Below are 25,340 nucleotides of genomic sequence, written 5' to 3'. Positions count from 1 at the left end.
AGGATCTGCCCCGCAAAAACTACCGGCCGGCACTGTTCCGGACCAGTGGACAACAACGTGGGGAGGCCGCGGGATCTGATGTGCTGCCCCGTCATAGCCAACACCGGAGGTCAATCCGAAATAAAGGGTTTCAGGTCTTTGCTGCGGCTCGGATGACGCAGCTTCTTGATGGCCTGGGCCTCGATCTGCCGGATCCGCTCCCTGGTGACGGAAAAGCATTTCCCCACTTCCTCCAGGGTATGATCGCAGCCCACCTCGATTCCGTAGCGCATACGCAGAACCTTCTCCTCACGTGGAGTCAGGGAAGACATCACCCGGCACAGGCAACGCTTCAAACTCTCTACCATGGAGGATTCCTGGGGGTCGGGGTGGGCATGATCCTCGATAAAATCCGAGAGTAGCGAGTCTTCCTCGTCGCCCACCGGCGCATCGAGGGAGATGGCATCTTTAGCCGTCTTGAGGGCGATATGGACCTTTTCCACGTCGGTGCCCATTTGCTCGGCCATCTCTTCCGGGGTGGGATCCCTGCTCTCAAGACGCTGAAATTCCTTGGAAAACCGTAACATACGATTGATAGTCTCGATCATGTGAACCGGCAGGCGGATGGTGCGGCCCTGGTCGGCAATACCTCGGGTTATTGCCTGACGGATCCACCAGGTCGCATAGGTAGAAAATTTGTATCCCCGCTTGTAGTCATATTTTTCCACCGCCTTCATCAGGCCGATGTTGCCCTCCTGGATCAGGTCGGGCAACTGCAGGCCACGGTTGAGAAACTTCTTGGAGACAGAAATCACCAGCCGCAGATTGGCTCGGACCAGGGCCTCCCTGGCCTGCCTGGCCGACTCCCGGCCATACTCTATTTCGGTCAGAATTTCGTCAAATATTCGGCAGGTAACCCCTATCGAGTCGCCAATCTCCAAAGCAATGCGCCGCTCGATCTCCCTGACGGACAAAGCCTCACCGCCGTTCTCCGGACCCTGTTTACGCAGGGCCAACTGTTCCCGCTGCCGGGCCTTGACCCGGACCTTCTTGAATTTCTCACTGAGCTCCTTGACCGCATCGGCCACCGAGTTGATCCCCTTGGTGCAGAGCCGGTAGGGCTCGAACAGGCTGGCGATTTCAAGCCCTATATCGAGAATTTCCCGCACCAGCGGCTCTTCCTTTTCCGGAATCCCTGCGACCTTTTTGAGCTCCGCATAGAGCTCCTTGCGGCGGCCATCGAGTTCATTGGCCTTGTCTATCAGGGCAAGAAACTCTTCCTTGACCGCTGCCAGGGAACGATCGTCGTTTTCCGAGAGTCCCTTGATCACGGTGTTGATCCGCATCCGACCGCGGCAGAGCGCATCAGCAAGATCGTTGAGAGCGGAAATACCCAGCGAAAGACGCAGTACCGAACGCTGCACCCGCATCTCTCCTTCCTCTATCATGCGTGCCAGCTCGATCTCTTCCTCGTGACTGAGCAGGTTCAGGTTGCCCATCTCACGGAGGTAGATGTTCATTGGATCGATACTGGTCCCCTGCTCCCTCCGGTCACCACCCTGCCGGCGGTCTCGGCCACTGCGCCGGTCAAAGGCAGATCGGCGATCGACGTCCACCACTGTCGCTGGAAACGGTTGTGACTGCAGTTCCTCTGGCATATCCACTGGATCTCCCCCCTCTTCTTCTGCAAACAGCCAGGTGAGATCACCCGAATCTGCCTGGTCATCATGTTCCAGCCCGATATCCTCAAAAGCACTGTCTGGAAAATTCTCCTTCAAGGCCATCAGCACCTCCGGACCGTACCCAGAAAAATATCTCGGCTACTTCTGGACTCCCCCGTTTGCCCGTCCGGCTCATCTTCCAGCGGGCCTGTCCAGCAAAACCATTGTATCTTACTGTAATCACTAAACTAAAACAGCAACTTACCGAAACAACTGGACTTATACAGCATCACCCCTCAAGTACGTTTTTGTAACGTACCATATTACATCATTCTTTCAACAATTTATAACTAAAAGTTAAATTTTTTTTACTCATCTCCTGTTTCTTTTCCAGGAGCATCATAAGCCGTTCCCGGTCTCCACACCGCTGGGCCTCGTCAATCTCGGCCTGCAACCTGGCCGCATCCTGTCTGTATCGGGATGACTCCAGCCAGGCCAACAGTTCATCACAAAACCTCCTGGCCTGCTGCTCCCGCTCCTCGTCGCTGGCCCAGGAACCCCGAATCAGAACCTCGGCCACATATTTCCTCTGCCGCTCATCGGTCACACCGGAAAGGATCTTTTCCGGTGTGATATCCCCCTGACCGGTGAGGGAGACAATGGTGTCAATAAAGTGGCGGGTCCCTGGATCCTGCACCACTTCATGCAATCCATTTGCCAGCAACTCTTCAATGAATTCGGGATAGAGAATCAGAAAATCGATCAATTGCCGTTCCTGACGGGACAACCGCCCCCGGGAATGACCCTCTGAAACCGACTTCTCCGAAACGATTTTGCCCGGCTGGATGCCGGAGAGCAGCTGCCCTGGAGATATTCCCAGCTTTTCGCCAAAATGGGCAGCCATCAGGGATCGCTGGCTCTCATCGGAGCTGCCGGAGATGACCTGCCTGAGTTCACCGATAATCCGGTTTTTTCCTTCCAGGGTCAGGCCATGCTCCCGGACCAGGGCCTCGAAAACAAATTCATCCAGAGGTTTCGCTGCTCTGACAAGATCCATAACCGCATCGGCACCTTTCCTGCGAACCATGGTGTCGGGGTCATCGCCCTCGGGCAGCAAAGCCACCCTGGCATCCACCTGCTCGGCCAGAAAGAACGGAATGGAACGCATGGCGGCCTTGAGTCCGGCCCGGTCACCGTCAAAGAGCAGCACCACCTCGTCGCAGTATCCCCTCAGGATACGGACATGGGCGCGGGTCAAAGCCGTGCCCAGCGGGGCCACCACGTTATCGATACCGTGCACCGCCAGAAGCAGGAGGTCGAAATTTCCCTCCACCATTATGGCCTGGCGCTGTCGGCGGATGGCCTCGCGGTGCTGGTAGAGACCAAAGAGGATCCTGCTTTTGTCAAATATCTGACTCTGGGGTGAGTTCATATATTTGGGCATGCCGTCTCCAAGGAGCCGACCGCCAAAGGCCACCACCCGACCGGTCATGTCATGGATGGGAAAGAGCACCCGGTCCCGGAACCGGTCATACCAGGTTCCACGGTCACTGCGCACCGCCAGGCCGGCCTGTTCGATGGCGGCCACGGACAGTCCCTTTTGCCGCAGGAAGTCGGTGATGAAGGTCCAGCCTGCCACCTCGGAATCCGGCGCATAGCCAAGCCGGTAGGCCTTGACAACCGACTCGGGGACGCCCCTGTGCCGAAGGTATTCCCGGGCCTTCCTGGCCGCTTCGGCATCGAGCAGGTAGCGGTGATAGTGTTCGGCAGCCTCTTCGTTCACCCGGTAGAGACGTTCCCGCCGGCGGATGCGCTTACGATCCTCCTCGCTGAGGTTTGGTTCGGGAAGATCTATCTGGCAGCGACGGGCAAGCTCTTTGAGAGCTTCTGGAAAAGAAAGGTGATGATACTTCATCACAAAAGAAAAAACGTCCCCGGATTCGCCGCAACCGAAACAGTGAAAAAACTGCCTCCGGGGATTGACGGAAAACGAAGGCGTCTTCTCGGCATGGAATGGACAGAGGCCGGTGTAGCTGCTCCCGGTCTTTTTCAGTTCCACACACTCACCAATCACCTGAACAATATCAGCCGACTCCCGGACCTGGTTCTTGATTTCCTCACGCAGATCAGCCATCACTGCCCCTGGATTGAATATCCGTATGGAAATTTCTCACACATGCATTACTGTATGCTACATCGCTCAGGACGGATTCGAACTCTGGAGGAGAGCCCATGGAAGATATTGACAAGATTCTCTCGCTGGAGATCAAGAAGGAAATAGCTGACCGCTACTTTGGCTTCCGCAAACTCATCGAGGACAATATAAGGGATTATGATCGGCAGGTCTTCCGCTCTTTCTCGCTGCTGGAAAAAAAAATAGGTCTCGATCTGGTCCGGCTCTACATCTTACTGAAAGATGAACGCCTTATCCATGACTTTTTCAGGCAAGCCGGCCTGGAACATCTCCTGTTCTACGACCCCTATATTGTTTCCTCGCCAACCATCCGCCAGCAGGTCTTCTCCGGCCTCGACACCCATGGGCTGACCGCCCACAGCCGCTTCAGACACATGATATTCGACCTCTACAGGGAACTCGAGAATCATATCAGCCAGTATCGGGAAAGGGTGCAGAAACTGGCCCAAGAGCATGATGTCATTGCCGAGGAGATCAAGCTCTTCTACAAAAAAAACGACCTGGGAACAATTATGGATTTCATGCGCAACATCGACGGAACCGGATCGTACAAGGCCGGCTCCATGGAAGGCGGACTGACACCCGGGACCGGCCGGAACCTGGACAAAAAACTGCGCGTCACCCCACCGTCACCGGTGGAAGAACTGTTACCCATCATCCCGCCGATCAAACCGCTCTCCGAGATCAAGGGCCAGCTGAAACCGATCATCGAGAAGGCCTGGAAGCTGCAAAAAGGACTGGATCTGCGGACCCTGACCAGAAAACAGCGGGACGCGTAGACCACAGACAGCCCATTCTGGCACGAGTCCGGGCCAAACACCTTCCCCGGGGACAAAAAACACACCAGTCCCTGGTTCCCGGCAGCTGACACAGAACCCCGGTAACTTTACCGGCCCCAAATAAAACCTGGACTTTTTTCTTCACCTTTTTTATTGATGAGCGCCCAAGATCGCCAGGTTATCAGGCATCTGCCCCCGCGGACGGCCAATTCGCCAACCATGACCACCGCCGGGAAACATGCCACACGGTACCACAACTTTATGTTTTGGACATTTTTTTGTTTTTTAATCACCGTCTCAGAGAGAAAGGCGATTTATCTCCCGGTCCAGCCATTGTCTGATTTTTGATGCTGACACAATATTTTTTTTATTTTTATTTTTATTCTTTTTAAACTTATGGAGGTACACCACCCATGCCGTCAATCAACCTCAAAAGACATCACGTCCTCACCCTTGCCACATTCCTCTTTCTGCTACTATCCACCCAGCCGGTCCGGGCGGCCCTGGACAGCGCCGCATTCACTGCCGAGCTGAATGGACTGATCCTGCAGGGCAACGACCTGCTCGTCCAGGTCAACAACACCACTCTCAACTCGCTGACCATGGATATCCAGCTGTCCGATCTGGAAACAGCGGTTGCCAGCTACCAGGCCAACATAGCCGCCACCTACGATTCTGTCGTTGCGGCTGCCGGCACCACCCTGAGCCTGACCTCGGACATGCTGGTGGCACTACAGACTCTGTCCACAGTGAGCCTGTCACTGGCAAATGCGTTTGCAGATCTCACCGTGCAGATCGGCGGGCTGTCCGCCTCCACATCCCTGGCGATCCTGGACAGCTCTCTTGCCGCCATGTTGAGACTGTCCGACGACATCGGCCTGATGGCAGACCGGATCCTGGAGATGGCAGACAAGATTCTCGTCATGGCGGATAATATCGGCCTGATGGCAGACCGAATCATCGCCACCCAGATTATCCAAAGCGATAATCTGAAACTGACCCTGGATGCGACCCTGACCACCCAGGACAACACCATCAAGCTGATCAGCCTGTTTCTTTAAACCCTCTGAAACCGTAATCAGGGAAAAATCAGGACCTACCGGTTTTTCCCTGATGTTTTGAACAAAAACAGCTCCAGGCCCGTACCTGTTCCACCGGCTGGTATGCAAACAATCAGTTTATGGAAGGTATGGTCTCCTCAGACCATTTTATACCTGAATTGAGTGTTTCACCTCAGATCACACAGGCATCATGTCCATGGACTACCCTCCGAACTTTCCCTCGATATGGCTCGCCTTTGGTGCTGTCGTGGCCGGCCTTGTCATGCTGGTCAGCGGCGGCGAATCCCTGGTTTCCGGGGCAGTCAGGCTGGCCCGGCGCTGGGGCGTCTCTCCCCTGGTCATAGGTCTGACCGTAGTGGCCTTCGGCACCTCGGTCCCGGAACTTTTTGTCAGCCTCACCGCCGCCATCCAGGGTCACCCTGACATCATGATCGGCAACGTGGTTGGTTCCAACATCGCCAACATCGGGCTCATCCTGGGCTTCTGTGCTCTCATAGTTCCACTCCACCTGACCCTGCGCGAGGTATGGAATGAACTGCTACTGGTCCTGGGAGGAAGCATCCTGCTCATGCTCTGCAGCGCCTACGGATTCTTTCCCCGCTCTGTCGGCCTGATCTTTATCATCACCCTGCTCGGTTACACCACCCTGACCTATTACCGCAAGACCGGCCGGATACCGCAAGAACTCCTGTCCGAGTCTGCCGGCAGAACCACAGCACAACCCATGCTGGTGCCCATCCTTCTTGTGACCGGGGGCCTGATCCTGCTGGGTTCAGGCTCGTCGCTGTTCATCAACGGCGCAGTGGACGTGGCCAGGTATTTCGGTATCAGCGAGCTGATCATCGGCCTCACCCTGGCAGCCATCGGCACCTCACTGCCAGAGCTGGCCTCCAGCCTTTCCGCCTTGCGGCGCAAGGAATCGGGAATGCTTATAGGCAATGTGATCGGCTCAAACATGTTCAACCTTTTCATGGTCCTCGGCCTGACCGCAGTGATCAAGCCTTTTGCCCTGTCCAGTGACCTTCTCCACCGGGACCTGCCGATCATGCTGGCCTTCACCCTGATCCTGATCCCCATTCTGCAGCGCAACAGAGGCACCAGCCGATGGCACGGCCTGCTCTTTCTCCTGGGCTACGGAGGCTACTGCCTGGCTCTTCTGTAAGAGACCGAAGGCCTGCTTGACTTTGTCCTCAGCGGTCTTATGTTTTGCCTGAACAGACAAAACCAGGCAAACTCAAGGAAAAAAACCATGATCAACACAGTCAAGACTTTCATCCTCATGGCAGCCCTGACCGCCCTGTTCATGGTGGCTGGTCGGGCCATGGGTGGCCAGCAGGGCATGATGATCGCCCTTTTCATGGCAGTGGCTCTCAACTTCCTTGCCTACTGGAACTCGGACAAGATGGCCCTGGCCATGAACGGTGCCCGGGAAATCAGCGAGGCGGAGGCCCCGGATCTGCATCTGATTGTTGCCAACCTGGCCAGGCGGGCCGGAATACCCAAGCCCCGGGTCTACGTCATCGAAAGTCCGACGCCCAACGCCTTTGCCACCGGCCGCAACCCGCAGCACGCCGCTGTCGCGGTCACCAGAGGTATCCTCCAGATTCTCGACCGCCAGGAACTGGAAGGGGTCCTGGCCCATGAACTCGGACACATCAAAAACCGTGACATCCTGATCAGCTCCATTGCCGCGGTCATGGCCGGTGCCATTTCCTACCTGGCCACCATGGCGCAATGGGCCATGATATTCGGCGGGCCAAGAGATGACGAGGAGGGGGGCAATCCGCTGGCAACCATCGTCATGATGATCGTGGCCCCGCTGGCGGCAACATTGATTCAAATGGCCATATCCCGGAGCCGGGAATACCTTGCCGACCGGGCCGGGGCGGAAATCTGCGGCCACCCCAGGGCACTGGCATCGGCGCTCAACAAGCTGGCCAACTACAACAAACAGATCCCCATGGATGTCAACCCGGCAACCGCCCAGATGTATATCGTCAACCCTCTCACCGGCGGCTCGCTGGCCAATCTTTTTTCAACTCATCCTCCCATTGAGGAGCGGATCCGGCGACTGCTGTCCATGTAAAAACAAAGAAGCCCGCAGAAACCTCATGCAAACGGTTCCTGCGGGCTTCTTTCTTTCTCCTGCACAACACAGACGGACAAGATCAACGGGTTACGAAGCATACTGGTGGGTCAGGTCAACCATTTCCTCTGCCAGCTCAACCTCCTCCATGAATGATTCGGTTGCCGCGGTTCACGTGGCCGCCGTACTGCAATACCGGACTGATATCGTCACCGGACCGGGCACGGAAACCAGGCAGGGACAGCAACAGCCACGGTGACATTGGGCCATTTCATTTTCCGGACAAGGAGTCGGCCGTTTTCTGCGGCAAGGATGGCGGCAGGCTCGGCCACCCCCTTGGCACCGGTGGCCTTGAAGACAACATCGGAAGAGGAAACATTGTCGACCCTGTTGAGTTGATCACGGTTAAAAAAAACCAGTGGATAGCCATGAATCCCGGCAAATTCAAGCAATCCCCTCTCATCCTGCTTGAGGTCAATGGAAGCCAGGCGGGCTATGGACAAAAGGGCCAGATTATGATCTGCACAGGCCCCGGCCAGGGCCTGTTCTATCTCCCGGGCCGCAGTGCCGCGGTTGCAGCCAATGCCGGCCACCAGTATTTTCGGATGCAGAACCACCCCCCTGACTGCCATGTCGGCCCGGCAGGTTACCAGGAGATCTGCCTTGCCGGGGTCATCGGTTTTTTCCATGTCCGGAGGCAGCTCGGGCAGGGGAACTTCACTCCAGATACGGATGATATGACCGTTCACCAGCCTGCCCATGATCCGGGTGAGCCCCTTACGATCCGACACGACAAATCCCTGCTCCCTGATCCAGAGGTCCAGCGGAGTTTTGCCCAGTACGTCCGAGGCCGTGGTGATCACTGCCTGTCCCCCGAGGATGTCGGCCACCTGTTCGGCCAGGGTGTTGGCACCCCCAACGTGGCCGGAAACCAGGGAAATGGCGAAACGGCCAGCCTCATCGCAGACCACCACTGCGGGATCGGTCTGTTTATCTTGCAGCAGCGGACCAATGGTTCGAACCACGATACCGGTGGACATGATACAGACCAAGGCGTCATATCGCCTGTCGTCGACACTCTCTTGCCACACCCTGGCAATGGTCTCCCTGAGCCTGCCACGGCAGAAGAAAAAATCAGCCTGCTCCAGCGACCGGGCCAGCTGCTCACCCTTTTCCCTGCCGCCTCGAGTTATGGCCAAAACCGCTGTCCGCATTATTTCCTGTATTCATGGCTGAACCCGGTGTCATAAAGCCTGGATGCTGCGGCCGGGCCATCAGCCAGGGCCCGTCCCACCAGGATCATGGCCGTCTTGCGAATCCCGGAGCTTCTGACCTCGTCACCAATATCAGCAAGCGTTCCGCGGACAATACGTTCATCGGGCCAGGACGCCTTTTCCACCACCGCCACCGGAGTATCCTCCGGATATCCGCCACAGATCAGCTCATCCACCACCTTGTCTATCATGGAGACGGAAAGAAAGACACACATGGAGGCCTGGATCCGGGCCAGGTTCCGTAAGGATTCCCTTTCCGGCACCGGAGTCCTTCCGGCCTGACGGGTGAAGATGACGGTCTGGGTGACCTCGGGCACAGTCAGCTCCACCTTGAGCGCAGCTGCAGAGGCCAGGGCCGAGCTGACTCCCGGGATCACATCGTACTTGATACCTTCTGCATCAAGACACTGCATTTGCTCCCGAATGGCGCCGTAGATAGCCGGATCTCCGGTATGGAGCCGGACGACTTTCTTACCTTCACGATGGGCCCTGATCATGATATCCATGATCCGGTCAAGGTCCATTCCCGCCGAATCATAGACCTTGGCCCGCACTCCGGCAAGCAGCTCCGGATTGACCAGACTGCCGGCATAGATGATCACGTCGGCCTCATCCAGTATCCTTCTTCCCTTGAGAGTCAAAAGCTCCGGGTCTCCGGCACCGGCACCGACAAAACAGACCGGCTTCATACCATTTCCCTGCATATCGACCGACTCCTTTCATTACAGCCCTCGTACCTGGTCAGCCCGGTGCCCACCGCCCTCCGGCGGATCAGCATGGTGGTGAAATAATGCAGGTCCCGACCCAGTGCCTCCCGGACATCGGTGTAGATCCTCTGGTCCTCCATACCGCATCGTTCAACAAGTACGGCCTGATCTGTGATCCCCAGTTCATCGAGCAGGGCCACCACCGGTGCGAGCCGGCGGTGCACCTTCATCAGGACCACGGCATCGACACGGGTGAGAATATCCCGGAGCCGCTCATCGTCAAAGACAGCCGGGACAATGGAGACCACGTCGTCACCCAGCCCCAGCGGCGCGCCGACATTGGCCGAACAGGCGGCCATGGCCGTGATTCCGGGTATGATGGTTGCCTGGACATCGGGATATCGCTGGTGAAGAGTGGTGAGAAGGTAAAAGGCGGTGGAATAGAGGGCCGGATCACCAAGAGTGGGAAAAGCCACATCCCGGCCGCTGACAAGATGATCGAGTACGGCTTCGGCAGCCGCTTTCCATCCTTCCTGCAATTCCGGATCAGGTGTCTGGCCCAGCCGAACTTTTTTCATGGGGAAATGGAGCTCGACAATGGTCTTGTCCGCGGTGTCCACCTGGGATGCGGCAATCTTAAGGGCGCTGCTGCTGCCGTTCTTTCTGCCCTTGGGCGCCAGCCAGACCGGTGCCTGCCGTAAAACACGTACGGCCCGCAGGGTCATCAGTTCCGGATCTCCCGGCCCCACGCCCACAAGAAACAGTTGGCCTTTTGGTTGTATACTCGTCATTTGATTCCGCAGATTATGGTTATGGGATTGATGCCTGTCGGCCGGGGGCGACGTCTGTCTTCTCCAACCTGTGACTCTTCCCCGGTCTCCTGCCAGCGGCTCACACCGACCCTGGAGACACGAACAGACAGGCCATGACTCAGCATGTACTTCGGCGCCTGTTCAGCGGTTCTTTCAAGCACCGCGTTGACCACCAGCCTGCCCCCCGTCTTCAGACGCCGGGCACAGTTTTCGATAATTTCTTTCAGGCGTCCTCCGGACCCACCGACAAAAATCCGTTCAGGGTCCGGCAGCCCATTCAATATGTCCGGAGCTGCTCCGCTGACCAGGTGCACATTCCAGGCCTGGTGTTTGCGGATATTGGCACGGATATTTTCCTGCTGCTCCTCTTTTTGTTCCACACAAAAAACATTCAGGGACGGACACAGACGTGCAGCCTCGACGCTGACCGAGCCAGAACCTCCCCCCACGTCCCAGAACACCCCCGAAGGCGGCAGACGAAGGGTATGCAGGGTTACAGCCCGCACCTCGTCCTTGGTGATAAGTCCACGGGAATGCACCAGCTCCTCTTCATTCAGACCCAGGACCGGCCCGGCGAACGCATCGCTTTCCCGACTGATCAGCATCATGTTTAGAGGCCCGAAAGAACGGCTGGCGATCCGGGCCAAATCACCCTCTGTTATCTGTTCACCGGCCAGTCCGAGATTTTCTCCCACCTGAACCCGGATGGTTCGGGCCAGCTCCACGGCTTCATATTCTTCCAGGGTCTGGAGCAACCGGGCAGAAATCCTGTCCGGGCTGTTGTGCTGGTCTGTGAAGAGCATGACCCTGCCATCACCGGCCTGTCGCAGACCGATAAGGACCTGACTGACAAGAGTGTCCGCCTCCCGACCATGGAGGCTGAGAAAGACCATGCCGTCCCAGGGGGTCTTGAACCGGGCACAGGCCAGCTGCATGGCTGAGAGGGCCGGACGGATGCGCAGCCGGTCTGGCCCAAAACGCCCCAGCAGGGCCCGGCCGATGCCGAAAAACAACGGATCGCCCGAGGCCAGAACCGTTACCGGCCCCTGGGCCAGCTCCGTTGCCAGCCGCTCAAGCATGGTTTGCAGTGGCGCAATGGGGATAATCCGCCCGGAAAAATCCTCCACCAGACGCATATGCCGACCGGAAGCTACCACAGCCCGAGACCCGGCGATCACTTCCCGAACGGTTTCATCCAGGACATTGCCACTCACACCGATCAACTCAATCATGGACATGCCGTCTGCCTTCAACACACACCACCCCTGTCTCCGAGGTTACCAGGTAGAGTTCCACGTCAAGGCCCGAACGTCTCCTGGCATATTGCACGGCCTCCTTGCAGACGGCCCGGATCAGGTCGGTCCGGCCGGCTGAGCTGAGCCGTTCATAAATTTCCCGCGCAGTGTTGGCACCGGCAAGCTCTTCGGCAATGGCCCGATCCAGGCCCAGACGCTCCAGCAGGTCGACGGCCTGACGCACCTCCAGGACCCCGTGCCGGACGTGGGTCTGGGGTATTCCAAGAGCACATTTGAGGACCTTGGCCCACATGCCGGCCAGATGAATCCTGGCAAAACCGTGCCGGCGGGCCGCCTTGAGTCCATAGGCCAGATAATCGCCCATCATCACCTGGGCCTCCTCGGGCAGAGGAACGCCCCGCCGGACTTCGAGATAGCGCTGAACCGCGGCCTCAGAAGTACGACCGGTGGACAGGAGCACCTCGTTAAGCCCTGCGGCCCGGGCCACCTTCATGGAAGCATCTATGGTGTCGGTCCAGGCCCTGGCAGAGATCGGCCTGACAATGCCGGTCGTGCCGAGGATGGAGAGGCCGCCGACAATACCAAGCCTTTTGTTGAGGGTCTTCTCCGCCAGCAGTTCCCCGTCCCGGACACAGATGGTCACCTTGAGGGGCAATGGCTGCCAGTCAGTCTTCGACACACCGTCTGTCTTCGACACACCGTCTGTCTTCGACACACTGCTCACCTCGACCAGGGCCTCCTGCAGGGCCTTGCGGATCATCTGCCGTGGTACGGGGTTGATGGCAGGCTCACCAGGCGCGATCGGCAACCCGGGTTTTGTCACCGTCCCGACCCCGGGGCCGCCACAAAGCGTCAGCCAGTCCCCGCCGTCCATCTCTCCGGGCTCAACCACGGCTATGATCTCGGCCCCGTTGGTCACATCGGGATCATCACCAGCGTCCTTGATCACCGAGACCGTGGCCTGGTCATCCTGCAGGCAGCAGGAGTGAAGCATAAAACCATGCCGGTCACCGGTGGGGAAAGGTATTTCCACCGAGTCCGGCCGGCGCTCCCGCAGCAAAAGCAGGGTCGCCCCCTTGGCCGCGGCCGCGGCGCAGGCACCGGTGGTGAAGCCGGAACGCAATCTCTTTGTCTTTTCTGATGTTGTCAATGTTTTCCCGGTCACGCCAGCCGAAGCAGGGCATTGACACTGGCCACTGCCACCGGTGTTCCCCCCTTTCGACCCAGAGCCGTGATGTGGGGATAGGGCTTTCTGGCCAGAATTTCCTTGGATTCCAGTGCATTGACAAAACCGACCGGCACCCCGATGACCAGATCTGGCTCAAAGAGCCCTGTATGGATCATTTCCATGGTCTGAAGCAGGGCCGTAGGTGCGTTGCCAATGGCGACAATGCCGATGTTATCCCGGCTCGCCCTGAGAAATGCGGCCTCGGAACGGGTCAGGTTCTTGCTCCGGGCCAGATCAGCGGTTTCCGGTTCGCCGATGCGGCAAATGACCCGGCCGCCGAACCGCTCCAGCAGAGCCACGGAAATACCGGCCGCTGCCATGTTGACATCGACCAGGATATTCTTTCCTGCCCGGATGGCAGCAAGACCTGCAGTAACCGCCCGGGGATGAAAACGCATGGTATCGGCAAAGGAAAAATCACCGGTTGCATGGATACAGCGCCGGACAACACCAAATTCTTCCGGGGTAAGGGTGGCCAGAACCGGATGGTCCCGGGAAGTGAGTTCCCGTTCGATAATGCGGAAACTTTCAGCCTCGATATCGCGGGGCGCGATTTTCCTTATGTCAATTTCTGGTGAAACCTTGTGCACAACAGTATCCTTGAAGTTTTAGCCGGCCAGATCCCTGCAGGCCTGAACAAAATTCCGGGCCGCCTCCGGAGTCTGGCCCCAGTGCAGGTGCAGGTATCCGGCCAGGGTATTATAAATCCGGTAACCTTCATGCCGACCGTCCTCCAGGCAGTAGACCCGTTCCACGTGTTCGGGCATGGGATCAATGGTCGAGTAATGAAACTCGTGTCCGAACAGTTTCCGGCCGGCAGGACCAAAGAATCCGGCCCGTTTCTGAACCACCTGCCGGTAGCCAAGCCGGCGCAGCCGGGCCTGCATGCGGGCCGTCACCGGAAAAACCCCGGCCATGGGATATTCCACGCCCTCCTGGTCCATAGTGTGCTGAAGACAAACGATGGACCGGGTCAGGTACATAAAACCGCCACACTCGGCATACACGGGACACCCGGACCTGGCAAACTCTTTTATGGCTGTCCGCATGGTTTTATTGGCGCTGAGTTGCCGGGCAAAAAGCTCCGGATAGCCACCACCAAGATAGAGCCCATCGAGTCCTTCCGGTAAAATCGCATCATGGATGGGGCTGAACTCCACCAACTGCGCTCCGGCGTCACTGAGCATATCCAGGTTATCCTGGTAATAAAAACAAAAGGCTTCATCCCGGGCAACGCCGATCCGCACCGTTTCATCCGTCTGCAGCGAGGTAGCGGGAGAAGCTTCTGGCCGGGAGCCCTCGTGTCCTGATCTCGTCTGCTTCGCCAGCTCCAGGAGCAGGTCCAGATCCAGGTGTTCGTCCATGAACCGGGCAAGCCTCTCCAGGGCCAGCCTGTGTTCCGAGCCCATGTGCAGCCCCAGGTGACGGGACGGAATGGTCAACTCCTGGTTACGGGGCAAAAAACCGACAATCGGAAGATCACAGTACCGGCCCAGGGCCTCCTCGATCAGCTGACGGTGCCTGGCGCTGCCCACCCGGTTCAACACTACTCCGGCCAGGTGCACCCCGGGATCCAGGGAGGCGAACCCATGTACCACCGCAGCCACAGACTGGGCGGCCGACCGGACATCCACCACCAGAAGGACAGGCAGATTAAGAAGCCGGGCCAGGTGGGCGGCCGACCCCACCTCCCCGTCATAGAGCCCCATAACTCCTTCAATCACAGAAATCCCGGGCCTGGCGGAACGGTAAGAGTTGAAACAGGAGCGGACAAAATCCTCGCCGCACATGCGCAGATCCAGGTTCCGAGACACGCGACCGGTCACTGCCTGGTGGAGGGTGGGATCGATGAAGTCCGGCCCGCACTTGAACGGCTGCACATCATGGCCCCTGGCCCGAAGAGCCGCCATGATGCCCAGGCTCACCGTGGTCTTGCCGCAACCGGAATGCGTCCCGGCGATGAGTATAGCCGGTCCGTGGTCCATCACCGCTTTGGGTAGAGAATATCAAACACTGTTCTTATACCGTCAAGCAGTCCCAGGGTGGGCCGGGAGACCAGTTTTTCGTCCACCAGGTAAATCTGACCATTACGGACCGCCTTGATCACCTCAAACCCTGGTTCGCTGCGAATCATCTCCACGGTCACAGGGTTCATCCGTCCCTTCTGGGCCAGAAAGACATCTATCTCCGCAGCCTGGGCCAGGATCCTTTCCTTGCCATAGGCTGCAATATTGGTATTGCGCACCTGGAGCGCATCGGTGGCCACATTGACCCCGCCGGCGGATTCGAGAACAAAAATGGCCATGGACCCGGGAGCAAAGGTCTTCATCCGCCGGTGAATGGCCTCAAAATAGACCTTTTTGCGCTTCCCGGCCGGAATCAGCTCCACCTGACGCCGAATGAACTCCAGCTCGCGGCCGAAACGGCCGATCATGGTCCGAACCCCATCCTCCTTTCCGGTCAATCGGCCCAGGGTTTCCCAGTACCAGAAAAGCCGGTCCACGGAGGCAGGCTGCAGGGAAACCACAGTGACCCCACTCAGCTCGAGACGTTTGACAAGCTGAGGATAGGCGCGGCTAATCATTGGCCGGATCAGGACCAGGTCGGGCTCCAGAGCAAGCAACCGTTCCGGATCGTCTCGAAAACCGACCCTGGGCCGATCAAGCTGACGGTCGCTGCGTCCCACGGCGATAATTTTCTCCGGTTCCAGGCCCATGTCCAGGAGATTCCGGGTGTGGGCGGGATAAAGAGAGATAATCCGGGAAAAAGGGCGTTCAAATACTATCATCCGGTTGTCACTGTCGCGCAGGAGAGCAGAACGCGCCGGACCACCAGCGGTCAGAAAAAAGCACAGTGCCAGCAGGCAGGTGACAATGTATCGAGGTTTCATGCCGCTTCCTCGCGTCTTTGTTTAAAACTGACCTGGAGTCCGCCGGTAAACCCGTCCCGGCGTACCCGGGAGCACACCCCGTAGACCTCATCGATGATTTCCGGTACCAGGACCTGACCCACCCGACCCCGGCTTACCACACGTCCTTTTTTCAAAAAAACCAACTCGTCACAGAACCAGGCCGCCAGGTTCAGGTCGTGCATGGCAGCGACCACAGTCAGGCCGTTGTCACGGATTCGACGCCTGATCACCTCCAGAATAGCCAGCGTGTGGTAGATGTCCAGGTTGGAGGTGGCCTCGTCAAGCAGCAGCACCCTGGGCTCCTGGACCAGGGCCCTGGCCACAGCCACCCGTTGTTTTTCCCCGCCGGACAACCGGGTCACCGGTCGGTCAGCCAGATGATTGATCCCGAGCTCCTCCATGGTCTGTTCCACCAGGAGGTGATCGCCGGGATCAAGGCTCGCGAACCGATGCAGGTGCGGATGGCGGCCCATGGCGACCACGTCACGCACGGTAAAGCCAAAGCGAATGGCAAATTCCTGCGGAACCAGAGCCAGACGGCGGGCCAGGTCCCTGAGAGGCCACCTCCGCAGCTCCCGGCCCATGAAGATCAATCTCCCCTCCCCGGGATGCAACAGGCCGCAGAAAAGATCGAGCAGAGTAGTCTTGCCGCTACCGTTGGGACCCAGGATTCCGTAGCAGAACCCTTCCCTGCAGGCCAAATCCACGCCGACAAGCACCCCCTGGCTGCCGTAGGCAAACGAAACCTGCTCCGCTGCCAGAACCGTCATTGTTGCTCCCTCAGTTTTCTCTTGAATATCACACAGAAAAACGGCCCGCCGATCAGGGCGGTAAGGACACCAATAGGCACCTCGGCAGGCAGCACGGCCCTGGTCAGGGTATCGGCAAAGAGCAGCAACAGCCCCCCTCCGAAAAAGGACAGGGCCAGAAGCCAGCGATTGTCCGGACCTATCACCGAGCGGAGCAGATGTGGTACGATCAAGCCGACAAAACCTATGATCCCGGCCACGGCCACACAAACAGAGGCCATCAGGGTACAGGTGACAAGGAGCGTGCGCCGCAGGCGGACAGTGTCAACGCCCATGGTCACAGCGGTTCTCTCACCTGTCGCCATGACGTTGAGATCCCTGCCATGGAGCAGCACGATCAAAAACCCGCCAAGCGCCACCGGTACCAGGACGAGAATGTCCTGCCAGGAGGCCCCGGACAGGCTCCCCATGAGCCAGAAAATGATCACCCCCACCTGTTCGTCGGCCAGAAACTTGAGAAAACCGATTGCCGCCGACAGAATCGCTGCGACAATGACCCCGGAGAGGATCAGGCTGGTGGAGGAGAGACGCCGGTCACCCGCGGCAAGCGACAGCACCACCGCCAGGGTTGCCACCCCGCCGCCAAAAGCGAACAAGGGTACGGATATGAACTGGGGCAGAGACAACCCGAAGACCTGGAGCACAATAACCAGCGAGGCGCCAAAGGCTGCTCCGGAAGAAATGCCAAGGGTGTATGGATCGGCCAGCGGATTGAGCAAAATGGCCTGAAAGACCCCGCCGCACACAGCCAGCATCCCGCCCACCAGGACCGACTCGATTATCCGGGGCAGCCTGACGTTAAGGACCACTGCGGCAGACACAGGGTCTCCGGAACCGTTCAGCCCCAGGATTCGATCACGGATCAGATTAAGGACATCAATGGCAGGGATCCTCATGTAGCCCATGGTGGCGGACAGAACCATGCCCGCGACCAGCAGGCCGGCCAGGACGACGAGGAGTAGTGGAGAGGATCCCCGCCAGCCAGACATCTACTTGAGCTGGATGCCGGCATCACTTGCGGCATCGACCAGATGCTGCACAAAGATGTCAGCAAACTTATCGTTTTCTCCCAACCCCTTCCTGACCGCGATTACCTGGATATTGTTCTTCTCCAGCACACTCTTCCAGGAATCCTCCCCGTCACCGGCCATGTCATTCATGGCATGGTCACCGGCCACCACCATGAAAGGCTTGAGCACGACTTTTTTCACCCCGGCATGCCTGAGCGAATCAAGTACATCTTCCAGGGCCGGAAACCCTTCCACGTTGCCGATCAGGGTCAGGACGTCGGGATAGAGCTGACGCATGCGGTCGGCCAGCTCCAGGTAGGAACCGGCAGAAGGAAAGTATTCGTTTCCATGACCCATATACACAAGGGCAGCCTTTTCACGGCGGGCCAGATCCGCGTCCACGGCCAGGGCCCGGGCCGCTTTCATAACATCAGCATCATAGGGGTGAGCGGTTCCGTAGGTGCCAAGCGCCGGACGTCCCAGGGCAATTTTATGGAAGGGCTTGTACTTGGCTTTTTTCACCGTGCCCATGCTCATCAGTCCATCCACATAGGTTTCCAGGTCGAGAAACTCCTCACCCATGGCGATATGAGTCGGTTGAACGACAATGGTATCGTATCCCTGGTCCTGGAGATCGGCAATGGTGGCCAACGGGGTCTTGACATGGAGAATATCGGCAGGTATCTCCGGATGGGCCTTGATATATTCGGGATCCTGGGCCCTCTGCTGCCATTTCTTGCGAATGATGTTTGAGGTAAAGGCAACCCGGACCGGCGTTTCCGAATACCTGGACACGACTTTCTCCCGAATATTCAAAAGCCCCTGCAGGGCCGGCTCCACCGTGGTTCCGAACATGGCAAGAACTATGGCGCTTTTATGTTCCACCTTGTACTCTCCACTGGAATAACAGGTTGCCGCTGACAGAAAAAACAGGATCAGCACCGCCCAAAAAACCGATTTCAACTTCATGTGAAACCTCCTTCTTGTACGGTCCGGAAATAAAAAAATCCCGGACCAATTGTTACATTGATCCAGGATGTCCCGTCTTTATCCCAGAGTCTCTCCAAGTCTCCCTGTGCCTTTGCCGTCGGCCACGGAGTATTTTTCAGGCAGGTCTTCTGGCTCCCGGATCAGCCTCCTCCCGCGCCTTCCCAGCCGCCAAGCGGCCAGTGGCATTCTCTGCCTTCGACAGATTGCAGGATTTGTCCCCGGTTACAGCGGCGGGCCCGCCCCGGACTTGCACCGGGTTCCCTTTTCATCCACATATGCGGACACCTGAAAACAGGATCAGCATACTAAAAGGCGGTTTCCAAGTCAAGGCAAAGCCTCCTGCCAACGCGACAGCCCTATCCAGCCCCTTCCACGGCCAGCTCCTCGCCCCCCCTGTCCCGGCCAAGGTAACGGAGTTTGGTCGTAGTCTCAGCAAGAAGGCTGGTCAGCTGCCCCGCTATCTCATCGGAATATTCGTGGACCTGGCGGGACAACTCCCGGGCCCGGAGCGCGGCCTCGTTGACCATGGTTATGCTGGCCGAAACCATCCTGGTGTTTTCCGATGTCTGGGAACTCAATCCGGCGATGGTGGTTGCCACCTCCTGCTGTTCAACCACAGCAGCGGTTATATCGGCGGTAATCATGTTGAGATCCTGAACCCTTTGCTCGATGTCATGGAGGTTGTCGACAAAGGTCTGGCTGGCTCTTTCAATGGCATGCACCTTGTCCATAACATCCTGGGTTGCCTGCTCTGTTTCCAGGGACAGATCCTTGACTTCGCTGGCAACCACTGCAAACCCTTTGCCGGCAGCACCGGCCCGGGCCGCCTCGATAGTCGCATTGAGAGCCAGCAGCTTGGTCTGATCGGTAATTTCCCTTACCAGGCCTATAATCCCGCCAATATCCCCGATGGCCCTCTGGAGCTGACGTATATTGCCATGGGAGACCGTCACCCCGTGTACGATTCCGGCCACCAGATCGTTCTGGCTGGCAATCCGACCACTGATTCCTTCCACAGTCTGCCGCAGCTGCCCGGTGGCCTGCGAGACATTTTGCGTATGCTCCGCCGTATCACGGGCCCGCACAGTAGCGTTCTCCGACTGGCTGCCCGTGGTGGCCGCCAGCTCCTGCATCGTTTCCGACATCTCAACCAGCTGCCTGGCCCTCTGTTCCAGGCCGTGTACCACGGTGGCAATGGATTCTATCAGTTCATCTATGATGTTTTTTTCCTTTGCCTTGCGCCGGTCCTCCATCTGCAGCTCGGCCAGGGCCTCGCGAAAATTTTTGATCGCTCCGGACAGGACCCCTATCTGGTCACCCCGCTGCTGACAGGGAATATCGGGAAACCGGCCGGCCCGGATTTCGTCTATAATGCGTGTCAACCGGTACAGTGGCCGTTCAACGATAACACGAGTAAGAAAGAACAGGGCGACCATATTGGCGATTATGGCCAGCACGCCCATACCAAGAGTGAAATGCTGCTGCTGCACGCGGACCGCGGCCAGCCTCTTTTCCATGGCATTGATTTCTTCCACATGATCAAGAATCTCTGTCCTGATTTTCTCGGCCCTGAGACTCTCGTCGGCAACCTTGAGGCCAAGCTCCCGAATCTTTAGCTGCAGAGCCTCCACCTCTCCGGCCTGGTCCTCCAACCGCGCAATCAGTTCCCGCAGGCGGGCCGCATCTCCTGATGGGTTCTTGCTCTGGATGGTCAACCGCTCCACCTTCTCGGTGAAATTATTGCCGCTGTCAAACACACCATAGGATAACACCAGCTTCCCATCCCGCTCCTGGACCACCATCCGGTTCCGGGCCAGGTCCCGGCGCTCAGCCCTGGAGTAGAGAGACCTGTAGGCCTGGCGACCGACCAGGGTTTCCCGGCCCTCGACCTGGAAATCACGATCCACGCCCGCAAGTACTTCAGCCCGGCGATCCACCTGGAAAAACTCCGGCAGCCTGATAAATTCGTCCTGGAGCTGAAAGATGGTCGAACGGAGATTTGAACTGAGCTGCTCCCGAATCTGTAAAACATCATCCACGGTCTGCTGGACAGTCCGGCTGGACTGGTGGTTGACATAGAGCAAAGCCCCTATAAACAGGTTGGAAACCAGGGCTACCCCGAAAAGAATCTTGGTCCCGACCGTAATCCATTTCCTCTTTGTCAGCCATTGCAACATTATAATGTATCCTCCTGCACTGGTATTCACAATATGCCACCAGGTGGCACTGTCGCAGCGACAGATCTGCAACATGCAGGAATCGTAGTCAAAAAAAATTAGTGTTTGGTTAAGATTTGTTTTCGAATCGGCTCGAATTCACACCCGGGCATGAATCCGCAGGATGGGGAGGGATAAGCAGGAAAACAGGTTGTGACTGCTTTTTCATCTTTTTCTAATCAAGACCAAACAAGGAGACGGTACTGTCTATGAAGATAATATGCGTATGCCAAAAGGAGGACCACCATGAACCATACACATGACCGCACCGAAAGGGCTCTTGAAAAGGCTGCGAAACTGATCTGTAACCTCAAATGCGGGCTCTGTCCCATTCGCGAGCCGGATTTCTCCGGCTGCCCTTTTGCCTGCACCGAAGACATCCGGCCCTGGCAATGCTGGGTCAGTCATCTCAAGAACCATTCCACCGCTCCGCCCCCTGAGAGAAAAAACATCACCCGTTCTCAAAACCACCGGGCCGGGGGACAAGATCGATCACACCTGTGGCCGCGCAACACAAAAACTCAATAGCAGGCTGTTGAAAAACGTAACGAGTAAAGATGAGACAAGGAAAAATGAGGCGAAAAAGCGCAGTAGTTTTTCAACGGCCTGACAGGCCTTCAAAATCCCAAAGAGTGAAAAACTCGCTTTACATCTTCCAGGTTGAAAGGCTTGGAAATCGCCGCCCTGAATCCAAACCGCTGATACTCTGCCATCACCGGATCATTGGAATAGCCGCTGGAAACAACAACCCTGGCTTCAGGATCGACCTCGAGCAGCCTGCGGACCGCCTCCTGCCCTCCCATGCCCCCGGGGACGGTCAAATCCAGGATCACCAGATCGTAAGGATTCCCTTGTGCCAGCGCATCCCTGTAACTGTCGACCGCCTCCTGCCCGTCACTCACGGCATGGACCTGGTGCCCGATAAAAACAAGCATCTGGGTCAGCATGTCCCGAATCATGGGGTCGTCATCCATAAGCAGGACACGGGCCTGCTTCCGTGATGAGGAATACTGCGCATCTGTCTCTTCCTGTGGTGCAGAGACCTCTCCCACCGGCAGCAAAATAGTAAAGCTCGTTCCCTTTCCAGAGCGGGAGCTGACGCTGATCCGTCCGTCGTGCTTGTCAATGATGGAGTGACAGATGGCAAGCCCCAGGCCGCTGCCACCATCCCGGAGAGAAAAATAAGGATCAAATATTTTTTCCACCACCTCAGGAGGAACGCCCGGCCCGTTGTCACTGATAACGATCTGCACACATCGCTTGGGCGTTGTCCTGTTCCTGCCAATACAGACCTCGCAGTTTTCAGCCCTGACCTGGATAAGGCCGCCCTCGCTCATGACCTGTCGTGCATTGAGAATGATATTCTGGATAACCTGGCTGATCTGCCCCGGATCGATCTCGGCCGGCCACAGGTCAGGGGCCAGATCGAACCTGCATTGAACCGAGCTGCCTCGAAGGACAAAACCTGCTGCCTCGCGAATGATTTCCGAAAGATGGGACGTCTGCTTTACCGGCTCTCCGCCGCGGGCAAAGGTCAGCAGCTGGGTGGCCAGATGGCCGGCCTGCTCAGCCGCCTTTTCCGCCTGGACCAGCAACTCATCTACCGGGCCGGCCTGCTCAGCCACAGACCCAAGCCGGGCCCTGGCAAGGTTGATATTACCCTGTATAGCTGCCAGAATGTTATTGAAGTCATGGGCGATCCCGCCTGCAAGCACCCCGACGGACTCAAGCTTCTTCACCTTGAGCAATTCCTGCTCCATGCGGTATTTCTCGGTCACGTCACGAAAGACCACCACCACCCCGACAAGATTCCGCTCCGGACCACGGATTGGGGCGGCCGAGTCGGCGATCGATCGTCTTGTTCCGTCTCTGGCCACCAGAGCCACATGGTTGCCAAGCTCGATCATTTTTCCGCTCTGCAGAACAAGAGCCGCCGGATCAGGGCGGGGATCACCGCTCCGCTCATCGACAATGGCAAAAACCTCGGACAACGGCCGGCCCCGGGCCTCTTCCTCGTTCCACCCGGTGAGCTGTTCAGCAACCCGATTGAGAAGCACAACCCGGCCCTCGAGATCAGTGGTGATTACGCCGTCACCGATACTGCGCAGGGTCACGGCCAACTGTTCTTTTTCCCGGGCCAGCTCAAGCTCGGCCCGCTTCCTGGCATCCACATCCCGGGCCACGGAAATGATATAGTCCTGCTCGCCAAACCTGACCGCATGCAGGGCCACCTCAAGCCAGAACAGGGTACCGTCCCTTCTCCTGCCCAGCCACTCGAAACGAACCGATCCATCGCGCATGGCCCGGTCAAGCCAGGCCCTGGACTCGTCTCTTCCGTAGGGCGCTTCCCCCTGACTTAGATCGGCAATGGTCTTTTCCTTCAGTTCGTCCTCAGTGTAACCAAACATCTCTTCAGCGCCCCGATTGACCTCCAGAAAAGCCCCGGTTTCCAAATCATGGATAACCATAGCGTCACTGGGTGCATTGAAAATTGCCCTGTACCGCTGTTCTTTTTCCTGCAGCACCTTCAATGTCCGCGAAAGCTCCTCCTCGCGCTCTCTTATCCGGCGCAGCTGAAACTCCCTTTCTTCCATCCTGGCCCGCAAAGTTTCCACCATGGCAAGCAGATCGTCCCTGAGCATCCCAAGCTCGTATACATAGGTGCCAACAGGTCTGGCCCGGTAATCGCCGCTTTGAACCCTGGAAACAAAATCGGCCAGACTGATCAACGGCGCGACCAGATAATTCTGCAGTGCCTGGGTGAACAGCAGGGCAACAGCAACGACCAGGACCAGAACCGCCAGGTTGATCTGAACGAAAAGGTCCCGTGGAGCAAGAAGCTCGGCATCCTCCATACTCAGCCCGACATAACTGTCCCAGGGCTCGTAATACTCAAAAACAGCCCGTTTCGCCGCGTCCTCCACGCGGTATGCAAAAGGAGAGGATCCTTTTTTGAGCAATGAAAAAAATTCCGCAAAGCCCGGTGACCGAGAGTCGGAAAAATCGGAAGAGAGCAGAATGGTGCCGTCACTGCGAACGACAAACATGGTTCCGGTATTCTTGTAACGGAAGGCGGCAAAACTGCGCAACCCATCGTCCATGATCTCCTGAAGATGGACCTGGCTGTCTTCAAGACCCACCCGGTGCAGGGTCTCGTAGCGGCGTTCCACCGGGGCGATCCTGGCCTGCAGCTCGCCGGCAAGCAACTCCATGCCATACTGCTCGATGAGGTTGTCCATGATCCGGATACCGGAGTACAGAAGGGGCAGGGACAGGACCAGGATCAGAATAGTCATGCCCAGGAGAAACAGGGTCCGGACCGAACGCAGTGGCGGGGGTAAACGAAGAACCATCGGCTTCTTCTTCCTCAGCGGACGACAATGTCCACGGCTTCCAGGGCATCGAAGGATATGCTCAGCCCCAGCCTGGAGGCCGCGACCAGGTTGATGAACGCGATCTGACGGGCCGGCCGGGGGATGGTCTCCTGGATGGTCTTTCTCGAGTCTAAGATATCCGCGGTCATCTCGGCCGCCTGCGTGCCGCAATAGGCAAAGGAATTGAACAGACCGGCCACCACATTGCTCTGGCGGACATACCGGTCGATCTCATCCCGTTCAATATCCAGAGTAAAAGAAGTGACAACCGGCAGTCCGGAGAGGGCAAGCTCCAGACGGTGCTGAAAAGCCCCGACAATTCCGCCATACACATCGACATTCCTGTCTTTGAGAATCTTCAATACAGCAGGAACCCCCAGGGCGAGATCGGCAAACAGGACTTCGGTCCCATGGCGGTCATCGGCTGCCAGTGACTCATAGGCTGCCTTGAAGGCCATGTCAGCCGGGATGCGTGAATCGTAGACATAGGCGTAACGGCGCATACCAGGTATGACAAGACGGGCAAGGCGCAAGATTTTTTCCGGCGGATACATAAGATAGACCCCGGAAAGATTGGTTTCCGGCGGCCTGGTGAGCGATTCAAGCATCTTCAGGGCCACGGACCGCAGCACCGGAACAAAGAGCTGATCCACATCGCTTGAACGAAGCAGATCACGGGCATAGAGGGAAACCCAGCCACAGGTGATAAACATGTCCGCGGTGGCCCGGTGGGCATCCACCGCCGCCCTGATCTCCGGCACCGAGGACCTGTCGGCCGTGCTGGTCAGGACATCGACGTAGACGATGTTTTCATTCTCCACATAGCCATGCGCCTGCATGGTGGACTTGAAGGATCTGACCAGGGTGGCAAAACCGTTGGGGGTAATGGGATAGCGAATGAAGACAACCTTTTTCGGCTCTTCAGCCTGAACTGTGCCGATAAAAGCAAACAGGAACAAGAGAGCGAGACGGTAGACTGGGCACATCTGGACC

General features: G+C 57.5%; 20 protein-coding genes, 2 pseudogenes and 1 riboswitch. Of the genes and pseudogenes, 5 read left to right on the top strand and 17 right to left on the bottom strand.

Annotated features, from left to right (window positions below):
* Positions 1–110: 110 nt before the first annotated feature.
* From ACXJJY_RS09105 to dnaG, 3 genes and pseudogenes are all read right to left on the bottom strand, one after another.
* Positions 111–824: pseudogene (locus tag ACXJJY_RS09105) on the bottom strand (sigma-70 family RNA polymerase sigma factor); the annotation flags it as partial.
* A gap of 597 nt (positions 825–1,421) precedes the next feature.
* Positions 1,422–1,499 (bottom strand): annotated as a pseudogene (locus ACXJJY_RS09100) (sigma-70 factor domain-containing protein); the annotation flags it as partial.
* A 469-nt stretch (positions 1,500–1,968) separates the two neighbouring features.
* Positions 1,969–3,774: a DNA primase gene (dnaG, locus tag ACXJJY_RS09095; protein ID WP_456387183.1), complete on the bottom strand. Its 1,806-nt coding sequence runs from the start codon at positions 3,772–3,774 to the stop codon at positions 1,969–1,971.
* A 98-nt stretch (positions 3,775–3,872) separates the two neighbouring features.
* Here dnaG and ACXJJY_RS09090 point away from each other — a divergent pair, with 98 nt between their 5' ends.
* The 4 genes from ACXJJY_RS09090 (at position 3,873) to htpX (ending at position 7,760) form a co-directional block, all read left to right on the top strand.
* Positions 3,873–4,613: a hypothetical protein gene (locus tag ACXJJY_RS09090; RefSeq protein WP_456387181.1), complete on the top strand. Its 741-nt coding sequence runs from the start codon at positions 3,873–3,875 to the stop codon at positions 4,611–4,613.
* A gap of 413 nt (positions 4,614–5,026) precedes the next feature.
* Positions 5,027–5,674, top strand: a complete 648-nt coding sequence (locus tag ACXJJY_RS09085) for a hypothetical protein (protein WP_456387179.1) — start codon at positions 5,027–5,029, stop codon at positions 5,672–5,674.
* Between the two features lie 196 nt (positions 5,675–5,870).
* Positions 5,871–6,836 (top strand): calcium/sodium antiporter, encoded by a 966-nt coding sequence (locus tag ACXJJY_RS09080; protein WP_456387177.1) that lies wholly within the window; start codon positions 5,871–5,873, stop codon positions 6,834–6,836.
* An 87-nt stretch (positions 6,837–6,923) separates the two neighbouring features.
* Positions 6,924–7,760 (top strand): zinc metalloprotease HtpX, encoded by an 837-nt coding sequence (gene htpX, locus ACXJJY_RS09075; RefSeq protein WP_456387175.1) that lies wholly within the window; start codon positions 6,924–6,926, stop codon positions 7,758–7,760.
* Positions 7,761–7,969: 209 nt separating this feature from the next.
* Here the strand turns inward: htpX and ACXJJY_RS09070 are convergent, their stop codons facing one another.
* From ACXJJY_RS09070 to ACXJJY_RS09015, 12 genes are all read right to left on the bottom strand, one after another.
* The gene (locus tag ACXJJY_RS09070; RefSeq protein WP_456387173.1) at positions 7,970–8,959 is read right to left on the bottom strand and encodes a cobalt-precorrin 5A hydrolase; all 990 of its coding nucleotides are present in this window, start codon (positions 8,957–8,959) and stop codon (positions 7,970–7,972) included.
* 14 nt (positions 8,960–8,973) lie between these two features.
* Positions 8,974–9,723 (bottom strand): precorrin-4 C(11)-methyltransferase, encoded by a 750-nt coding sequence (gene cobM, locus ACXJJY_RS09065; RefSeq protein WP_456387171.1) that lies wholly within the window; start codon positions 9,721–9,723, stop codon positions 8,974–8,976.
* Entirely contained in the window at positions 9,720–10,532 is an 813-nt protein-coding gene (cobI, locus tag ACXJJY_RS09060) for a precorrin-2 C(20)-methyltransferase (protein ID WP_456387169.1), read from the bottom strand. The genes cobM and cobI overlap by 4 nt, the downstream gene beginning before the upstream one ends.
* Entirely contained in the window at positions 10,529–11,809 is a 1,281-nt protein-coding gene (gene cbiE / locus ACXJJY_RS09055; RefSeq protein ID WP_456387167.1) for a precorrin-6y C5,15-methyltransferase (decarboxylating) subunit CbiE, read from the bottom strand. The genes cobI and cbiE overlap by 4 nt, the downstream gene beginning before the upstream one ends.
* Positions 11,778–12,959 (bottom strand): cobalt-precorrin-5B (C(1))-methyltransferase, encoded by a 1,182-nt coding sequence (locus ACXJJY_RS09050; protein WP_456387165.1) that lies wholly within the window; start codon positions 12,957–12,959, stop codon positions 11,778–11,780. The genes cbiE and ACXJJY_RS09050 overlap by 32 nt, the downstream gene beginning before the upstream one ends.
* A gap of 11 nt (positions 12,960–12,970) precedes the next feature.
* Positions 12,971–13,627: a precorrin-8X methylmutase gene (locus ACXJJY_RS09045; RefSeq protein ID WP_456387163.1), complete on the bottom strand. Its 657-nt coding sequence runs from the start codon at positions 13,625–13,627 to the stop codon at positions 12,971–12,973.
* A gap of 18 nt (positions 13,628–13,645) precedes the next feature.
* Positions 13,646–15,022: a cobyrinic acid a,c-diamide synthase CobB gene (locus ACXJJY_RS09040; protein ID WP_456387161.1), complete on the bottom strand. Its 1,377-nt coding sequence runs from the start codon at positions 15,020–15,022 to the stop codon at positions 13,646–13,648.
* On the bottom strand, positions 15,022–15,927 hold the full coding sequence (locus tag ACXJJY_RS09035) for an ABC transporter substrate-binding protein (RefSeq protein WP_456387159.1): 906 nt from the start codon (positions 15,925–15,927) through the stop codon (positions 15,022–15,024). Before ACXJJY_RS09035 ends, ACXJJY_RS09040 begins: the two co-directional genes overlap by 1 nt.
* Positions 15,924–16,718: an ABC transporter ATP-binding protein gene (locus ACXJJY_RS09030; protein ID WP_456387157.1), complete on the bottom strand. Its 795-nt coding sequence runs from the start codon at positions 16,716–16,718 to the stop codon at positions 15,924–15,926. The genes ACXJJY_RS09035 and ACXJJY_RS09030 overlap by 4 nt, the downstream gene beginning before the upstream one ends.
* Positions 16,715–17,746 (bottom strand): FecCD family ABC transporter permease, encoded by a 1,032-nt coding sequence (locus tag ACXJJY_RS09025; RefSeq protein WP_456387155.1) that lies wholly within the window; start codon positions 17,744–17,746, stop codon positions 16,715–16,717. Before ACXJJY_RS09025 ends, ACXJJY_RS09030 begins: the two co-directional genes overlap by 4 nt.
* A complete protein-coding gene (locus tag ACXJJY_RS09020; protein ID WP_456387153.1) occupies positions 17,747–18,736 on the bottom strand; it encodes a sirohydrochlorin cobaltochelatase in 990 nt (329 codons plus the stop codon).
* A gap of 122 nt (positions 18,737–18,858) precedes the next feature.
* Positions 18,859–19,061: riboswitch (cobalamin riboswitch) on the bottom strand.
* A 52-nt stretch (positions 19,062–19,113) separates the two neighbouring features.
* Entirely contained in the window at positions 19,114–20,934 is a 1,821-nt protein-coding gene (locus tag ACXJJY_RS09015) for a methyl-accepting chemotaxis protein (protein ID WP_456387151.1), read from the bottom strand.
* Positions 20,935–21,219: 285 nt separating this feature from the next.
* Between ACXJJY_RS09015 and ACXJJY_RS09010 the strand changes: the two genes are divergently transcribed.
* On the top strand, positions 21,220–21,501 hold the full coding sequence (locus ACXJJY_RS09010) for a hypothetical protein (protein ID WP_456387149.1): 282 nt from the start codon (positions 21,220–21,222) through the stop codon (positions 21,499–21,501).
* Between the two features lie 89 nt (positions 21,502–21,590).
* On the opposite strand, the gene ACXJJY_RS09005 is transcribed toward ACXJJY_RS09010, so the two are convergent.
* On the bottom strand, positions 21,591–24,326 hold the full coding sequence (locus tag ACXJJY_RS09005) for a hybrid sensor histidine kinase/response regulator (protein WP_456387147.1): 2,736 nt from the start codon (positions 24,324–24,326) through the stop codon (positions 21,591–21,593).
* 14 nt (positions 24,327–24,340) lie between these two features.
* A complete protein-coding gene (locus tag ACXJJY_RS09000) occupies positions 24,341–25,333 on the bottom strand; it encodes an ABC transporter substrate-binding protein (protein WP_456387145.1) in 993 nt (330 codons plus the stop codon).
* Positions 25,334–25,340: the final 7 nt, after the last annotated feature.

The sequence above is a fragment of the Desulfolithobacter sp. genome, from assembly GCF_054025815.1.
The sequence above is the reverse complement of the archived record's forward strand: the minus strand, read 5'-3'. Positions and strand labels throughout refer to the sequence as shown.

Excerpts from the sequence above, each read along its gene's own strand:
- dnaG (WP_456387183.1), bottom strand. The coding sequence starts at position 3,774 with ATGGCTGATCTGCGTGAGGAAATCAAGAACCAGGTCCGGGAGTCGGCT.
- ACXJJY_RS09090 (WP_456387181.1), top strand. The coding sequence starts at position 3,873 with ATGGAAGATATTGACAAGATTCTCTCGCTGGAGATCAAGAAGGAAATA.
- ACXJJY_RS09085 (WP_456387179.1), top strand. The coding sequence starts at position 5,027 with ATGCCGTCAATCAACCTCAAAAGACATCACGTCCTCACCCTTGCCACA.
- ACXJJY_RS09080 (WP_456387177.1), top strand. The coding sequence starts at position 5,871 with ATGGACTACCCTCCGAACTTTCCCTCGATATGGCTCGCCTTTGGTGCT.
- htpX (WP_456387175.1), top strand. The coding sequence starts at position 6,924 with ATGATCAACACAGTCAAGACTTTCATCCTCATGGCAGCCCTGACCGCC.
- cobM (WP_456387171.1), bottom strand. The coding sequence starts at position 9,723 with ATGAAGCCGGTCTGTTTTGTCGGTGCCGGTGCCGGAGACCCGGAGCTT.
- cobI (WP_456387169.1), bottom strand. The coding sequence starts at position 10,532 with ATGACGAGTATACAACCAAAAGGCCAACTGTTTCTTGTGGGCGTGGGG.
- ACXJJY_RS09040 (WP_456387161.1), bottom strand. The coding sequence starts at position 15,022 with ATGGACCACGGACCGGCTATACTCATCGCCGGGACGCATTCCGGTTGC.
- ACXJJY_RS09035 (WP_456387159.1), bottom strand. The coding sequence starts at position 15,927 with ATGAAACCTCGATACATTGTCACCTGCCTGCTGGCACTGTGCTTTTTT.
- ACXJJY_RS09030 (WP_456387157.1), bottom strand. The coding sequence starts at position 16,718 with ATGACGGTTCTGGCAGCGGAGCAGGTTTCGTTTGCCTACGGCAGCCAG.
- ACXJJY_RS09025 (WP_456387155.1), bottom strand. The coding sequence starts at position 17,746 with ATGTCTGGCTGGCGGGGATCCTCTCCACTACTCCTCGTCGTCCTGGCC.
- ACXJJY_RS09020 (WP_456387153.1), bottom strand. The coding sequence starts at position 18,736 with ATGAAGTTGAAATCGGTTTTTTGGGCGGTGCTGATCCTGTTTTTTCTG.
- ACXJJY_RS09015 (WP_456387151.1), bottom strand. The coding sequence starts at position 20,934 with ATGTTGCAATGGCTGACAAAGAGGAAATGGATTACGGTCGGGACCAAG.
- ACXJJY_RS09010 (WP_456387149.1), top strand. The coding sequence starts at position 21,220 with ATGAACCATACACATGACCGCACCGAAAGGGCTCTTGAAAAGGCTGCG.
- ACXJJY_RS09005 (WP_456387147.1), bottom strand. The coding sequence starts at position 24,326 with ATGGTTCTTCGTTTACCCCCGCCACTGCGTTCGGTCCGGACCCTGTTT.
- ACXJJY_RS09000 (WP_456387145.1), bottom strand. The coding sequence starts at position 25,333 with ATGTGCCCAGTCTACCGTCTCGCTCTCTTGTTCCTGTTTGCTTTTATC.